Below are 15,600 nucleotides of genomic sequence, written 5' to 3'. Positions count from 1 at the left end.
CTGTCACGAAAATATCCTTTCACAGATTTTTCTTACCCTGCCGTAAAGCAGGTCCATATCCTCGCCTATGAAAAATTCGCCCTTTTCATAGAGGATATTTCCGTTTACGGCGGTGAGTATCACATTCGCTCCCGAGCCGCTGTACACAAGGTTTTTAACGATATCGTTCTCGGGCTGCATATTGGGTGCGGACATATCTATCACCGCAAGATCGGCGTTCTTTCCTGCCTCGATAACGCCGCTGTTTATGCCCATTGCATTTGCACCGCCGAGAGTAGCGGCTCTGAGCACATTCTCCGCAGGCATTGCGGCGGCATCATTGCTTCTCAGCTTCTGGAGAACCGAGCAGAGATACATCTCCCTGAACATATCAAGAGCATTGTTGCTGGCGGCTCCGTCCGTACCAATTGCAAGGTTTATCCCCCGTCTGCACACCTCCGAAACATCGGCAATACCGCTGGCAAGCTTTAAATTGCTGCAGGGATTTGTGACAACGGTCATATTGTGACGGGCAAATATATCATAGTCCCCGGGTGTGAGGTATATACAATGATATCCGCCGCCGCCAAAGTCGAACATTCCAATGCTGTCCATTATTCCCGTAGGGGTCTTGCCGTAGCGCCCCATACATTCCTCGGTCTCGGACTTTGTTTCGCTGTTGTGGCACCATACGGGAGCTTTATATTTGTGAGCAAGCTCCGCAACCGACTTCATCAGCTCAAGGCTTGTAGTGTATTCGGCGTGAAAGCCCAGCTTGTAAGAGATGAGCGGGTCATAATTATTGAAGTGCAGATAATATTCCTCAAGCTTCTCGGGAGACTCGCTGAAATTATTGAGCGCACCGCAGAAGGTGCAGCGAAAACCCGTTTCGGTAAACGCCTTCGCCATTGCCTCGGGAAAATAGTACATATCAAAGCAGGAGGTAATGCCGTTTGAGACATATTCTGCCACCGCAAGCTTTGTGAGAGTGTAATTATCCTCGGGGGTAAGCTTTGCCTCGTGAGGGAAAACCGCTTCGGTAAGCCATTTGTCAAGGGGCAGGTCCTCTGCAAAGGAGCGAAGAAAGACCATAGGCGAATGAGTATGTGCATTGCACAGCCCGGGAATTACAAGGTTTCCTTTAAGGTCGATAACACGGTCAAACCTCTCCTCGGGAGGGTTCTCGCCCACATAGGAAAATACACCGCCGTCGATGCAGACGCTCCCCCGTTTTACGGTCATTGAACGCACATCAAGATATCTTCCGTTTTTCAGATGAAGCTTCATAGAAGTCTCCTTTCGGACTGTCACTTAATTATTCTCTCTGCGCTGATAACATCGGGAATTTTTCTCAGCCTGCCGATAAGCTGAGTAAGCTGTCCCACGCCTGCAATGGAGCAGGTCATAATAAGGTTTGCATTGCCGTTTTTAAGGGTCTTTGTAGACATTTCGGAAACGGGTATGCGCATTTCGGCGGTAACTGCGGCAACATTTGCAAGAAGGGTAATGCCGTCATAGGATACCACATCAATAGCCGCCTTGAATATGGGATTGTCGTTCTCCTTAGCATTTTCAGCCCAGGTAACTTCTACCCAGCGGTCGGTCTCGATACCCTTTTCCATAGCCTCCACATACTTGGAGCAGTCCTTGCGGTGAACGGAAACGCCGTGACCCTTGGTGATAAAGCCGATAATATCCTCTCCGGGCAGAGGATTGCAGCACTTTGAAAGCTTTACGTCGATATTGCTCTCTCCGCCCACGATAATGCCCGTGTTGCTCTTTCTGGGAGAGAAGGGAACGGGCTTTGAGGCAGGAGAGGAGCTGAGCTTTGTATATGTGTCCTTGAGACGGGGCATTATCCTTGAAAGGATTATTCCGCCATAGCCCACAGCTGCATAGAAATCATCAAGTTCGGCGCAGTTATGACGCTTCATATCGTCCGAAAGGAATTTTTCCATATCCTCGGGGGGGATATTTATGCCGAAGCGCTTGAATTCGTGCTCGATAGCTTCCTTGCCGTTTGCGATATTTTCCTCACGGCGCTCCTTTTTAAACCATGAGCGAATCTTTGACTTGGCTTCGTTTGTCTTGCATATGTCGAGCCACGCACGGTTAGGACCGTGGTCTGGCGCCTGAGAGGTGAGTATCTCAACTATCTCGCCTGTCTGGAGCTGATAATCAAGGGACACAAGCTTTCCGTCCACCTTTGCGCCCTTCATCTTGTTGCCCACCTCGGTGTGGATAGCGTAGGCAAAGTCAATAATGGTGGCTCCCGCAGGCAGGGTAATGATATCTCCCTTGGGGGTGAATGCGAAAATATCCTCGGGAGCAAGGTCGCTCTTGATGGTGCGGACAATTTCCTCAACGTCGTCCGTCTCCTGCTGGGCTTCGATTATCTGCCTTATCCACGCAAGACGGCTCTCAAGCTTGTCCTTGCCCTTTATGCCCTCCTTGTATTTCCAATGAGCGGCAATTCCGTATTCGGCGGTGTAGTTCATATCCACCGTTCTTATCTGCACCTCGAAGGGTATGCCCTCTCTGCCGATAACGGTGGTGTGGAGGGACTGATACATATTCGCCTTGGGTGTGGCGATATAATCCTTGAAGCGGTTTGGTATGGGCTTAAACATATCGTGGATAATACCCAGTGCGTTGTAGCACTCGTTTACGGTATTTACGATTATTCTTACGGCATAGATATCATACACCTCGTCAAGACCCTTGCCCTTTATAAACGCCTTTCGGTAAATTCCGTAAACGGATTTTACACGTCCCGACATCTGCGGCTCGGGGAGACCCATTTCCGCAAAACGCTTTGCTATCTGCTCCTCAATTGATTTGATGAAAGCCTGACGCTCGTCGCTTCTGATTTTAAGGCTCTGCTCGATCTCCGCATAGGCATAGGGGTCAAGATATCTGAAAGACAGGTCCTCTATCTCGTCCTTTATCTTTCGGATACCGAGACGGTGGGCAATGGGAGCGTAGATGTTCATCGTCTCGAGAGCGGTATTTCTCTGCTTGTTTGCGGGGCGGAACTGTAAAGTTCTCATATTGTGGAGACGGTCGCAGAGCTTTATGATTATTACACGGATATCCTGAGACATTGCAAGGAGAATTTTGCGGACATTCTCCGCCTGCTGCTCCTCCTTGGTGAAAAGGGGTATCTTGCCCAGCTTTGTTACGCCGTCCACCAGCATTGCCACGTCCTGACCGAAAAGCTTTTTCAGCTCCTCAAGGGTGGTGTCGGTGTCCTCCACCACATCGTGAAGGAGAGCGGCACATATGGTATCGGTATCCATTACCAGCTCCAGCAGGATATACGCCACCGCCACAGGGTGGGTGATGTACGGCTCACCCGAGGAGCGCACCTGATTTGCGTGCGCCTTTGCGGCAAGCTCATAGGCTGAGATTATCTTGCTCAGATCATACTGCTTTTCATCATCAAGTATTTTCTGAATAAGAGAATCTATGGTATACACCGTTTCGGATTTATTTATCATAACAATGACCGTCCTTTTATGAAAAATTCTTCTGAGATCGGAGATCGCACTTTGCCGTTACCATAAAACAGCCTTGTAACAATATCCTGACTCAAATAAGTTTTTCTATTTATCTTTTTTCTGAAAAAGCTTGTGAAAAAAGCTTCCAACATCTATGTCAAATTCTTGTGCTCGAACAGGATCAAACATGACCATAGGGTAAAATATGAGTAAATAGAGCATCAGCACCACAATGGCAGATATAACCAGGCTCATCAATATTTTATTCAGATATAAAAGCTTTCCGCCGAATACGGTTTTTATTTTTCCGTCAGCGGTATGCTTTTTAACATTTTCAAAGCCTGCTTTGTTTTGGAAATATATGTATTTCGTACTGCCGTTTTTTTCCGAGCGCCGCTTTTAAATTCATGCAGCCATAAAGGATGGTCTATTTCAGTTGTTTCCTTCCGCAAAAGTACACCGTCAAAGTCGTAGATAAATTTTAAATTCTCATGATAAATGCAGATCAGATCGTTTTCGGTGGTCATTTCTCCAATTCCGCCTCTGAAAGTTAAGGTTCTTATGCCCTGTAATTTATCATCCGAATAGATATATAAATAAACGCTTTCCCCGCTGATAACGCTATCCACAGCCACAGCCAGCTTATCATTGCTGCTTACGGCAATGCCCTGAACGAATTGTTTTTTAACATACAAGGGAAAGAAGAAAACTGCGCACAGCACGATTATAATACATAAGCCGATTTTCTTTTTTCTGCTCACAGAAAATTACCCCTTTTCTTTCGCATATTGAGCGTCACAGCAAAGCCTTCAGCCGCTGCATAGTAGCCGCAAGCTCGGTATTCGCCTTGGGCGCACCGGGGATAATATGTATCTTTTCGGCGCAGCGGTCAAATTCCATAAGCCCCGTCTCGGAAAAAATATCCAGACAAAGAAGGAATTTGCAGTAGTTCATTTCCGTTTCAAGGCGGCTGTACAGCCCCATAGGTGAAAGTCTCTGCCTGCCTGCCGCCTTGTATACCGCCGCAAGGTCGGCTCTTTCGGGTGTCATCAGAGGGATAAGCCTGCTGTCAAGCTTCTCTCCCCGTCGGAACATATAATAGGTTTCCTCGGCGGCGATAAGCTTCTGCTGATTGAGTCCCTTCCGGCGGATATCCGTGATCCTGAGACTAACGCTCTCTTTGCCGCCAAAGCTGTTTATTTCGGGAGATACCAGAAGATTTGCCTCATCTCCCCTTTTCAGGGGAAATTCATCGGTCTTTGTACCGAACATAAGCCCCGTAAGCTGTGTTCCTCCCGCCGAAACGCTGAGCTTCGTGTGTGCGCCGTTTGAAAGGGAAATTATATCATCAATGCGGCAGCCCTGCAAAAGGAATACGGGACGGGGATTTTCCTCTCCGAAAGGCTCAAGAACAGTAAGTCCCTTTACACCCTGCACAGTAAGCTCCGATGGGGATATTGCTCCGCTCACCTGTATACTCGGCACGCAGGGAATACCCTCTGCCGCCTGCACACCTGCATATTCCTCCAGCTTCTGCTTAAATAAGGGGAATTTATCCGCTTCAAGTGAAAATCCGCCTGCCCCCGAATGTCCGCCGAATTTGGTCAGCGTATCCTCCGCAAAGCTTAAAGCCTTGAAAACGTTCAGTCCCTCAATGGAACGGGCAGAGCCTCTCAGCTCCGTCTCCCCCTCGTCAGCGGACATAAGGAAAACAGGCTTGCCGAATTTCTCAACGCACCTTGCGGCGGCAATGCCGATAACGCCGTGATGCCAGCCATTCCCTCTGAATACAAGCACCCTGCCGTCAAGGAGAGTGCTGTCAGCCTTTATCTGAGCAGCAATATCTGCGATTATTTTATTTTCAAATTCTTTTCTTTCGGTGTTTAATGCACAAACCTTTTCCGCATATTCCTCCGCTTCCTCGGGAGTTTCGGACATAAGAAGCTTTAGTGCGTCCGAGGGAGAACCAATACGTCCTGCAGCGTTAATTCTCGGTGCAAGTGTGAAAGCCGCCGAGGTGGAGGTGTAAGGCGGTTTAAGCCCCGATTTTTCAATAAGTGCCCTCAGTCCCTCGTTTTCGGTGTTTTCAAGGTAATGAAGACCGTAGCGGACAATTTCCCTGTTTTCCCCCGTAAGAGGCACCACATCAGCAACGGTGGCAATGGCGGCAAGATCGGAATACTGCTCAATTGCCCGCTCCATATCTCCGCCCTCCATAGCGGCAATAAGCTTGAGTGCAAGTCCGCAGCCGCAGTAGTCCTTGTAGAATGAGGGGCAGTCAGAACGGTGAGGGTCAACCACAGCGTCAGCTTCGGGAAGTATTTCACGGGGCTGGTGGTGGTCTGTTATGATAAGGGTCATACCCAGCTCTTTGCACAAAGCAGCCTCGTCACAGGCTGAAATTCCGTTATCAACGGTGACGATAAATGAAACGCCCTGTTCGTGAAGCTTTTTTACAGCCTCAAGGTTCATTCCGTAGCCCTCTGAGCGCTCATTTATATATGTGATGACATTTCCGCCGATATCCGTAAGATATCCTGCAAGTACGGCGGTAGCAGTCACTCCGTCGCAGTCATAATCGCCGTAAACGCAGATAAGCTCGCCGCTGTCAACAGCTTCATTCATAAGCTCGCAGGCTTTTTCCATATCACGGATAAGAAAAGGGTCGGAAAATCCCATATCAAAATCCTTTTCCTCTCCCTGACCGAAAAAGCTTACCGCTTTATCCATCGTGTCAATGCCTGCCGATACCAGCGTTCTTGCGGCAAGGGAAGTAAGTCCGCCCTTTGCCGACAGCTCCTTTACCGCATTTTCATCGGGAGTTTTTATCAACCATTTTTTTATCAACTGCTCATACCTCTTTATTGTTTATCTAAATAATCTATATTATAACATTTCTGACGGAAATAATCAAGTGCTGCAATTTATTTTATATATGAATAATAAAAGCAGCCCATATATTCTATACAGACTGCTTTTAGCGTATTATTATTTCCTTACTTTCAGATCAAGCTTATCCATCTGAGCGATGCCGTATTCAAAGCTTACATTTTTGCCTGTGTAAAGCCTGTTGTAGCAGTCGATTATCCTCTGAGCCACAAGAGCGCCGTTTTCGGGATTTGCGTCCATAAGGATAACGATTATCTGCTTGCTTGAGTATCTTGTGGAAACGTCCACTCTGCGAAGAGAAGTGTAAATAGCCTGCTCCATCATCTCGAGAGCAATTTCCGTCTCCTCAACACCCACATCGGAATTCTCGGAGGAAACTGCGGTGAAAAGCACAGTCTGAACATCTCTGCCGCTTCTCTCAACAAAGCGGCGGATAAAGTTGTAAACGTGGTGGAAGCTGTCAAGGTCAAGCTGATAAGCGCCCTTTCCCGAATCCGCACGGGACATAACCTCACGGAGATATTTAAGGTCCACCAGATTGCCGCCTCTGCTGTTCTCAGCGTCACGCTGCTCGCTGAAAAAGTGGAAAGAGTTCTTGCCGTTCTGCTTAACATAATACAGCGATTTGTCAGCGGAATTGTAAAGCTTGTTGAAGTCCGAACCGTCCTCGGGAGTCTGGGAAATACCGATGGAAACGGAAGAATTCGTCTCATATTTGCACTGCTCTATCTTGTAACAAAGGTCGGAAATAATGTCCGAAGCAAGATTTCCTATCTCAGCCTTGGAAGTCCTGCCGTTAACGAACATAACGAACTCATCGCCGCCGATACGGCAGAGAACATCGCCGTCGGAAGCAAATTTCCGCATAGTGTCCGCAAACATTTTAAGGGTCTTGTCTCCCTCAAGGTGACCGTAATTATCGTTTATCGCCTTGAAATTATCCATATCTATCATAAACAGCGCACCCTTTGCGCCCTCATTTATGAGCTTGTTTACAGCGTCCTCGGTATAAGCCCTGTTCCACAGTCCCGTAAGAGCGTCCTGCTGGGAGCGGTTTTTGATGTCGCTTACTTCCCGGATCTTCTTCTCAAGCTTATCCGCAAGCTTTTTTCGCATATCCTCAAGCTCAAGTATCCTGCTGATACGGGACTTCATTACCATTGCCACAAAAGGCTTGGCAATAAAGTCAAGTGCTCCCGCTTCAAGGCAGCGGCTCTCGGTGGCAGCGTCGCTGTCAGCGGTAAGGAAGATTATAGGGATACCTGCACAACGTTCGTTTTCACGAATTTTCGCCATTACCTCGAAGCCGTCCATCTCGGGCATATTTATATCAAGAAGGATAAGGTCGCAGGTGTTGTTTTCAAGGAATTTGAGAGCCTGTGCTCCCATAGTCACCGCCGTTATCTTGTATGTATCGCTGAGCACCGAGCGTGCGGAAGCAAGATTGGTCTTATTATCGTCAACGATAAGAATATGCTTCATAAGCTGACTCCTTTCGATTTTACAAATAATACGCCGAAGGTGTTGGGACCGCAGTTGCTTGAAATGGTGGCAGACGCCTTTGTAACGAACATTTCTTCAAAGGCACAGCAGCCCTCTATCTCCCTTTTTATCATATTAACAGTCTTTACGCTGCAGCCTGCATAGGTGATGAACACTCTTTTTGTATCAATTTTTTTCGGGTTTTTGAGAGTTTTTCTGACATACCGTGCAGCAGCACCGGCGTAGTCGCCTATCTCAATACCTTTAAGGACAATTTTTCCGTTTCTCATCTCAAGAACGGGGTGTATGGAAAATGCAGAGCATATCCGCCTTACAGTATCTGAAATAAGCCCGTTGCGGCAGAGAAAATCGGCATTTTCCGTAATAAATGTAGTAGAGACCTGTTCCTTCATATCCTCAAGCTCGGCAATGATCTTGTCGGCTGAAAAGCCTGCCTTGGCAAGCTGAGCCGCCTTTATTACCATATGACCCAGTCCCGTTGAAAGGTGATGGGAGTCGAAGATATGTACCCTTTTGCCCTCGTCTCCCATAGCCGTCACAGCCTTCTGAGCATTCTCAAAGGAACGGCTTATCTGCGAGCTTATGGACACGAGAATGACCTCATCATACTTTGAAAGCTTCTTTCTGAAAGCCGCCTCGTACACCTCGGAAGGAGGTGCGGAAGAACGGGATTTTCCCCCGCCATCAGTCATATACTGTAAAATATTTTCAGCCGTTATCTCATCGGTGTCGGTAAAAACGCCGGTGTCGGTCTCAACTATAAAATAGACCGTGTCAATGTCAAATTCGTAAAGTATGCTTTTGGGGAGATCGCAGACGCACTCCGCTATGATACCCACTTTTTTATCGCCCATAGATCACACCTCCGTTATGCCAAGCTCAGCGGCAAGCTTTTCAGTTTTTTCACGGGCGCTGTCATACTCAAAATCCTCAGCATCGGCGCAAACGGGGTCAAACAGCGGCTTCAGAGACTTGCCGTTAAAGCTGTATTCCGCAGTCTCTTTGCAGGCGGCGGATATCTCGTCGCCGTCAAAGGAGTCGCAGGCAGCATATATCCGCTTTATCATCTCCGAAAGCTTTTCCGAGGATATAGCGGGAAGCTCGGGAACGTTTTCAGCAAGAGCACTTTCTGCAGGTGACGCTGTTTTCTCAGAAGATGCCGTATCCTTAGGATCCGGCTCAATTCCAAGCCGCTCCGCACCCTCTGCCGCAACCTTGGAATACATCTCCAGCAGTGCGTCATTTTTCTCCTCGATAAGGCGGTAATTTCCGCCCTTGCCTGCAAGCTCCAGCTCCTTTGCCAGCTCGGAGAGCTGCTTTGAGCCGATAGTAAGAGAGGAGCTTTTCAGAGCGTGTACCTCGATAACATAATTTTTCCAGTCCTTATTTTCAAAAAGGCTTCTTATCTGCTCAAGCTTTTCCGGACTCTTGCGGACATATACGCCCAGGATATCATTATATGCCTCTCTGTCGCCGCCCGTGTAGAAAATACCGGTCTCCTCGCTGATAAGACCTTCCTTCTTTTCGGGCTGAGCGTTCGGTGTGCGTGGCTTTCTTCTGTCACCGCCCGGATAGCGCATTTCACCCGAGGGAGCCTTGATAAGCTCCTTGGGCAGCCAGGTCTTGAGCATTCTGTCAAGAGAAGACATCTCAATGGGCTTTGGCATAAAATCATTGAAGCCCGAGCTTATGAACATATCCCTTGCGCCGTTTACCGCATTGGCTGTAAGAGCAATGATCGGCAGCTTCTTGTAATACTCGCCCTCCATAGCCCTTATAGCCTTTGTAGCCTCCACGCCGTCCATTTCGGGCATCATATGATCCATAAACACAAGGTGGAAATCCTTTGAGCGGAGCATAGAGATAGCCGCCTGACCGCTGTCTGCGGTAAGCACCTGCATATGATAGGGTCTCATAAGACCCACAGCCACCTTGAGATTGATGATATTATCGTCGACCACAAGTATCCTTGCCTTGGGAGCCACAAATCTGATAGAAGAATCCCTTCGTTCGTTCAGATTGGTAAGAATGCTTTCGTTATTGAGCACCGAAGCCACGGAAAGGGAATAAAAAGGCTTGTAAATGCACTGCATATGGGAAGGAATGTCTATAGCACCCTGTCTGTCCTGAACAACGACCACCTTTTTGTCCCTTGACTGCTCCTTGAAGAAGTCCTCATTTGCCAGATATTCGTCCTTTGCCGCAAAAAGGTGAGTATATTTCTTTGAAGCCACAGCCGCTTTCAGGTCATCTGCGCTGTCAAGAAGCTCGATATCCGTGCGAAGCCCCTCGCCAAGCTCACCAATAAGCGTCTTGTACTCCTGAGCCACACGTTTATTCTCAAATTTGCTGAGATCAATATAGCCTGCAGCGTGTATCTTATCCGCCTCTTTAATGGAGATAAAGGGACGGCTGTCGGAGACCTTGAGCGGAATAACGAATCGGAACTCCGAGCCCGAGCCGTAAACGCTGGAAACGTTTATAAATCCGCCCATACTCTTGATGAGCCGCTTTGAGATCGCAAGTCCCAGACCCGTTCCCTCCACAGCACGGTTTTTCTTTGTGTCCACCTGCTGGAAGCTGTTGAAAAGCTTTTCAAGGTTTTCCGGAGAAATTCCAATTCCCGTGTCCGAAACGGAAACGGAAAGATTTATGCCGTAATCGTGCTTTGTCTGTGTTACCTTGATCACCACGCAGCCCTTTTCGGTAAATTTCACCGCATTTGTTACAAGGTTGATAATGACCTGCCTTATCCGTATCTCGTCACCCACAAGCCCGATGGGGATATCGGGGTCGGCTCTTACGATAAGCTCAATGTCCTTGTCCTCTTTTCTTGTGACCGCCATATTGATAACGTCGTTTAAGGTAGAAGCAATGTTGAACTCATCGGGAACAAGCTCCATTTTACCCGATTCTATCTTTGAAAAGTCAAGGATATCGTTTATGATAGAAAGCAGACTTCTGCCCGAATTCTGAATATTGAAGCAGTATTCTCTCACAGCAGGGCTGATGTCGCTTTCTCTCAGGATAAGCTCGCACATACCCACAATGGCATTCATCGGCGTTCTTATCTCGTGACTCATATTTGCAAGGAAATCGCCTTTGGTGTTGTTGGCACGCTCGGACATTTCCAGCAGCTCCCTCTGCTTTTTGCGGGAAAGCCACAGCCTGTAGTTTATGTAAATGCTTGTGACCGTATCAAAGAAATATACAATAGGAAATCTCAGAAGATAGGTGTCCGAATAATCATAGCCCAGCTCGTGAAGGGGCGTCCACAGGTAGATCGCAGTAAGAATACCCAGCAGTATGCTGAATGCTCCGCCGTAAAAAATTTTGAAGCAGTATATCCCGATAGGGGGAACAAGCAGGAGCCATACAATACTGAAGCCGTCAACTCCGCCCGTCACCACGAAATACATCATCATAACGCCCACAGCGGAAAGAGTACCTATACTTACCACAAACAGCTCGCCTGATCTTTTAAAAATAAGGAAAACAACAATGCACCACAGGCTCAGTCCACCTGTGATAGCCACCATCACCCAGGAATGTGTGCATATGTTCACAACACACATAAACATTCCGATAAAAGCAATAGCAGCAGTAATAAGTCCGAGAGTCCTGCTGTCGGACTCATCTGCGTCCTTTTTCAGTTCGTATAAAAAATCCCGCATAACGCTCGCCTCTTTAATCAATATAATTCAATTTACATTATATCATATTTTTCCTTAAACACAACTTAAAATCACGTAATAAAATAAAATTTTCCCTTATGACCAAAAATCGGCAGATTATTCCGAAAATATTGAGCAATCATACGTCATAAAACGTTTTTCCGCCCATTCACGATAAATTATTTTTCCAGGATCGCAGGCAGCATATGAACACGATTGAACGGAAATGCGAAATAATATCCGTCGACAAAATCGTCCACCATACGGATGACCTCTTTTGCAAGAGCAATACCTGCCGCCTCGCCCTCCTCTTTGGAGCCGTTTTCGGGATATCTCGAGATTATCTCATCGGTAACGTTCACGCCCGATATCTCATTTTTCATAAACAAAGCGTTCCTGCGGCTCACAAGGGGCATAATGCCGCACAGGATAAAGGCACCCGTTTCGTTTTTTATGTGTCTGAGCCTTTCTGCGTCCTCAGACGTAAAAACAGGCTGGGACATAAAGAACTCAGCTCCCGCTGCCATTTTCTTTTTCACTCTGAGAATTTCGTTGTCAATGTTCCTGCGGTTCTGATTTACAGCGCCGCCGCAGCATATGGGACGATCGGCAAACATTTCGAGATTAAGCTCCGCAGCGATCTTCAGCAGTCCCACCGAGTCAAAATTGAATACGGATTTCACCGACTGCCTTGCGGAAGCAGGCACAGGGTCACCCGTTATCATCAGCGCATTGCCGATATCGTTAATGTGAGCGCCCATAAGCGCCGAACGGATAGCAAGAGCGTTCTTGTCACGGCAGCAGATGTGGGGCATTACCTCCATACCCGTTTCCCGTCTGACCTTTGCCGCCATAAGGACCGAGTCCGCCCTTGTACGTCCCGAGGGCGAGTCGGGGAATGTAAGCACATCTGCTCCCGCTTTTTTAAGGAAATGAGCCGACTCCATAAACTTCTCATCGTCTCCGTCAAGAGGAGGAACAAGTTCTGCGGCAATAAGCTTATCCTTGCGGATATTTCCGTCCGCACCGTAAATAAATCCCGAATGAACTGCCTTTTTCAAGCCGTCCTTTTCCAAGGGAGCAGCTCTCTTTGCAGGACGTGCTCCCCCCAGCTTTTCTGCGGTCTTTCCGATGTATGAAGGCTCTGTTCCGCAGCAGCCGCCCACTATATTCACACCCGTCTCAGCAAGCTCGCCCATCTTGTCCCCGAAATACTCTGCTGCATTCCCGAAGGATATCTGATTTCGTGACATTACGGGATATCCCGAATTCGGCAGCGCCGAGATAAACACATTTTCGGGGAGAGACAGGTTTTTAAGCACCCCTCTCATATGCACAGGTCCAACGCCGCAGTTAAGCCCCACACAGTCCGCAAGCCCCGCCGCTTCCCACATCAGCCGTCCTGCGCTGCGCCCCGAAGGACTGCTGCCGTATCTGTCAACGCAGAATGAAGCCATAATAAACACTTCCGAGCCGTATCTGCTCCTTATTTTCTCCATTGCAGGCGGCAGAGAAGCCGTGTCCGAAAAGGACTCAAAGTTTATGATGTAAATTCCCTTTTTGATGAAGATATCCGCCGCCATAACATATTCCTCAGCGGCAGCATCGGCAGAAACGCCCCTCACCTCTCCGATGTCTCCTGCCACAAATATCCTGTCTCCCGCACACTCAAGAGCAATATCGGCAGCAGCGGAAATATTTTCCAAAACCCTTTCCCTCGGCATATCAAGCGCCATAGTATTGGAAGCAAAGGTGTTTGTGCGGATAAACTCCGCTCCTGCGGCAATGTATTCCCCGTGCACAGCCCTTACACGCTCGGGGTGAAGGGTATTTGCAAGCTCGGGGCTTTCCTCCGTGCGGAATTTTTCAGCGTAATACGTGCCGAAAGCGCCGTCTGCAATAAGTATACGTTCTTTAAGATGTTCTCTGATATCCATTAACCTGCCTGCTTTTCTCTGATAAATTCAATATACTCTTCCTCGGAAATGGGACGGGAGTAGTAATAACCCTGTAAATAATGCACACCCATATCCGCAAGACCCTGTGCCATTTCCTCGGTCTCAACGCCCTCCGCAACGATGTGAGCGCCGAGAGAGCTTACCATATTCACGGTATTTGTAAGGATTATCTCCGACTTTTCCTTCTTGTTTTCCCCGAAGCTGGGCCATATAAGGCTCTTGTCGAACTTCACAAGGTCGTAATTCACCTCTGACATCTTTGAAAGATTGGAATAACCCGTTCCGAAATCGTCCATAGAGAAGCTGCAGCCCATAGCCCTGAAACGCTTCATATTCTTTTCAAGCATCGAAGCGGACTCAACAGCGGTAGTCTCTGTTATCTCAAGATTTATGGACTTGGGAGAAATGCCGTACTTTTTCATTATCTCGGAAAAGCCTCCCGGCACAGCCTCATCAATGCTCTGAAGAGCGGAAAGGTTCACCTCGATGTAGTCGAGGGTCAGCCCCATATCCCGCATAGTCCTTATGGTTTTGCACACCTTTTCAAAAACTATCTCGCCTATCTTTATTATGTAGCCGTTTTTCTCCGCCAGAGGGATAAATTCCTCGGGAGAAACAAAGCCGAGAGTCTCCTTGTCCCTGAGCCTTACCAGCGCCTCGGAGGAGACAAACGCCTTTTTGACCGTTGAGTAAATGGGCTGATAGACCACCTCGAAGCCGTCGTTAGCAATGGCGTCGATCATCATACGGCTGAGTATCTCGCTGCGCTTTTTGCGGTCAACGATGTCGCTGTTCACCTCTCTCACAAAGCCCGTGCCGCCGTATTCGGAGCCGCAGGAAACAAGCTCTGCAATGTCCGCAGGCTCGCTTGTTATCTCAGGGCAGTTCATCGTCACAACGTGGGTTTTCAGCTGAATGGAAGCGTCCTCGAGCCTGTAAGGGAAGGAAAGCTTTCTTTCAAGCTTTATGAGCCTGTCGGAAAAATCGGCTTCGCTCTCGGGAACGATGACCGCAAAAACATTGCTCTTAATGCGGTAAACGGGCTTCATAAACATATATCTCACATCGTCCGCAACCATAGCCATAAGGCTCTCAAAGCGGTAATATCCGATACTGCCCACCACGATATTCTCATCGTCGATAACAAGAGCAGCGACTCTTACCGGATTTGCGCCTAAGCAGTTTGTGTTCTCGAAAAACACCTGAGAAAAGGCACGTGCATTGAACGCTCCCGTGTTCTCGTCCAGATTTTCATTGGGATTTTCAAAGGAGAAATAGAGAGCGGTGATGCTGAGAGATATTGCAAGGCTCGACAGCAGCATATAAGGATTTGTAAACTGTATGATACCCACTATCGCCCATATGATCAGCTGCATTCTAAGAGCAAACCGTTTCTTTTCCGACATAGCAGACTTGTATCTGAATGTCTCGATAAAGGTAACTATAATATATATTGCCAGACCGACAAACAGCACTCTGACCGAAGGACCGTAGGAATAAACGCCCTTGTCATCGCACAGATAATACAGGTCAGCGATAAGAATGCCGATAACGCACAGGATATAGGGCAGCACCCATACAACGGTTAGAGCGGTATTTACGCTTTTGCTCCTTGCATTTCCCGTAAATTCGACATAAGCCGACATCAGGAACACAATGGTCAGCGTCATAATAAAAAACAGCTTATGGACGATAACATTGACAATTGAATCTGTAAAATTAGTAATGGTGATTATGGTAGAAATGTCTACCAGCATATAGATCGCAGACATACCCAGCATAACGCTGAAAAGATTTGTGGTAAGAAGCTTTATGCGCTTTGACTTGATAAAGTCGATGATAACGATAATGATAAAGCACAGCGCAGCTATCTGTAAGCGAATACTTGCCCCGAAAGTCAGTTCCATTTCAATCTCCCTTTCGTGCAGTCCGAAAACTGCCATTAAAAATCATTTTATTATGGTAACCTCTAAAAACCCTGGTATTTAAACAAGCGGAATTATATGAGGAAAATTTTCCGTGTCAAAAGCCGAAACAGCCTCTATTTGACCACAAAATCCCCTCTATTATTGCCCTTTTTCCTCAAAAGGGCGCAGT

General features: G+C 47.6%; 9 protein-coding genes. All 9 read right to left on the bottom strand.

The window, feature by feature from the left end; translation table 11 throughout:
- Window positions 1-3 precede the first annotated feature (3 nt).
- A complete protein-coding gene (locus ACR0QN_RS07695) occupies window positions 4-1,290 on the bottom strand; it encodes an amidohydrolase family protein (protein ID WP_432650620.1) in 1,287 nt (428 codons plus the stop codon).
- Window positions 1,287-3,479, bottom strand: a complete 2,193-nt coding sequence (locus ACR0QN_RS07690; RefSeq protein ID WP_432650619.1) for a RelA/SpoT family protein — start codon at window positions 3,477-3,479, stop codon at window positions 1,287-1,289. The genes ACR0QN_RS07695 and ACR0QN_RS07690 overlap by 4 nt, the downstream gene beginning before the upstream one ends.
- Before the next feature lie 299 nt (window positions 3,480-3,778).
- Window positions 3,779-4,240: a hypothetical protein gene (locus ACR0QN_RS07685; protein ID WP_432650618.1), complete on the bottom strand. Its 462-nt coding sequence runs from the start codon at window positions 4,238-4,240 to the stop codon at window positions 3,779-3,781.
- Window positions 4,241-4,274: 34 nt separating this feature from the next.
- Window positions 4,275-6,326: a single-stranded-DNA-specific exonuclease RecJ gene (gene recJ / locus ACR0QN_RS07680; protein ID WP_432650617.1), complete on the bottom strand. Its 2,052-nt coding sequence runs from the start codon at window positions 6,324-6,326 to the stop codon at window positions 4,275-4,277.
- A 141-nt stretch (window positions 6,327-6,467) separates the two neighbouring features.
- On the bottom strand, window positions 6,468-7,850 hold the full coding sequence (locus tag ACR0QN_RS07675; RefSeq protein WP_432650616.1) for a GGDEF domain-containing response regulator: 1,383 nt from the start codon (window positions 7,848-7,850) through the stop codon (window positions 6,468-6,470).
- Complete coding sequence (locus ACR0QN_RS07670) at window positions 7,847-8,725, bottom strand: DegV family protein (RefSeq protein ID WP_432650615.1); 879 nt, start codon at window positions 8,723-8,725, stop codon at window positions 7,847-7,849. The genes ACR0QN_RS07675 and ACR0QN_RS07670 overlap by 4 nt, the downstream gene beginning before the upstream one ends.
- A 3-nt stretch (window positions 8,726-8,728) precedes the next feature.
- Window positions 8,729-11,545 carry an ATP-binding protein gene (locus ACR0QN_RS07665; protein WP_432650614.1) on the bottom strand — a complete coding sequence of 939 codons (2,817 nt, stop codon included), beginning with the start codon at window positions 11,543-11,545 and terminating at the stop codon, window positions 8,729-8,731.
- Between the two features lie 179 nt (window positions 11,546-11,724).
- The gene (locus ACR0QN_RS07660) at window positions 11,725-13,482 is read right to left on the bottom strand and encodes a bifunctional homocysteine S-methyltransferase/methylenetetrahydrofolate reductase (protein WP_432650613.1); all 1,758 of its coding nucleotides are present in this window, start codon (window positions 13,480-13,482) and stop codon (window positions 11,725-11,727) included.
- Window positions 13,482-15,410 carry an EAL domain-containing protein gene (locus tag ACR0QN_RS07655; protein ID WP_432650612.1) on the bottom strand — a complete coding sequence of 643 codons (1,929 nt, stop codon included), beginning with the start codon at window positions 15,408-15,410 and terminating at the stop codon, window positions 13,482-13,484. The genes ACR0QN_RS07660 and ACR0QN_RS07655 overlap by 1 nt, the downstream gene beginning before the upstream one ends.
- Window positions 15,411-15,600 lie beyond the last annotated feature (190 nt).

Source organism: Huintestinicola sp., from assembly GCF_050874005.1.
Classification (GTDB): Bacteria; Bacillota; Clostridia; order Oscillospirales; family Ruminococcaceae; genus Huintestinicola.
The sequence above is the reverse complement of the archived record's forward strand: the minus strand, read 5'-3'. Positions and strand labels throughout refer to the sequence as shown.

Bases quoted from the DNA above. Each gene is read 5' to 3' on its own strand.
- ACR0QN_RS07665 (WP_432650614.1), bottom strand. From the start codon at position 11,545: ATGCGGGATTTTTTATACGAACTGAAAAAGGACGCAGATGAGTCCGAC.
- ACR0QN_RS07675 (WP_432650616.1), bottom strand. From the start codon at position 7,850: ATGAAGCATATTCTTATCGTTGACGATAATAAGACCAATCTTGCTTCC.
- ACR0QN_RS07670 (WP_432650615.1), bottom strand. From the start codon at position 8,725: ATGGGCGATAAAAAAGTGGGTATCATAGCGGAGTGCGTCTGCGATCTC.
- ACR0QN_RS07655 (WP_432650612.1), bottom strand. From the start codon at position 15,410: ATGGAACTGACTTTCGGGGCAAGTATTCGCTTACAGATAGCTGCGCTG.
- ACR0QN_RS07660 (WP_432650613.1), bottom strand. From the start codon at position 13,482: ATGGATATCAGAGAACATCTTAAAGAACGTATACTTATTGCAGACGGC.
- ACR0QN_RS07690 (WP_432650619.1), bottom strand. From the start codon at position 3,479: ATGATAAATAAATCCGAAACGGTGTATACCATAGATTCTCTTATTCAG.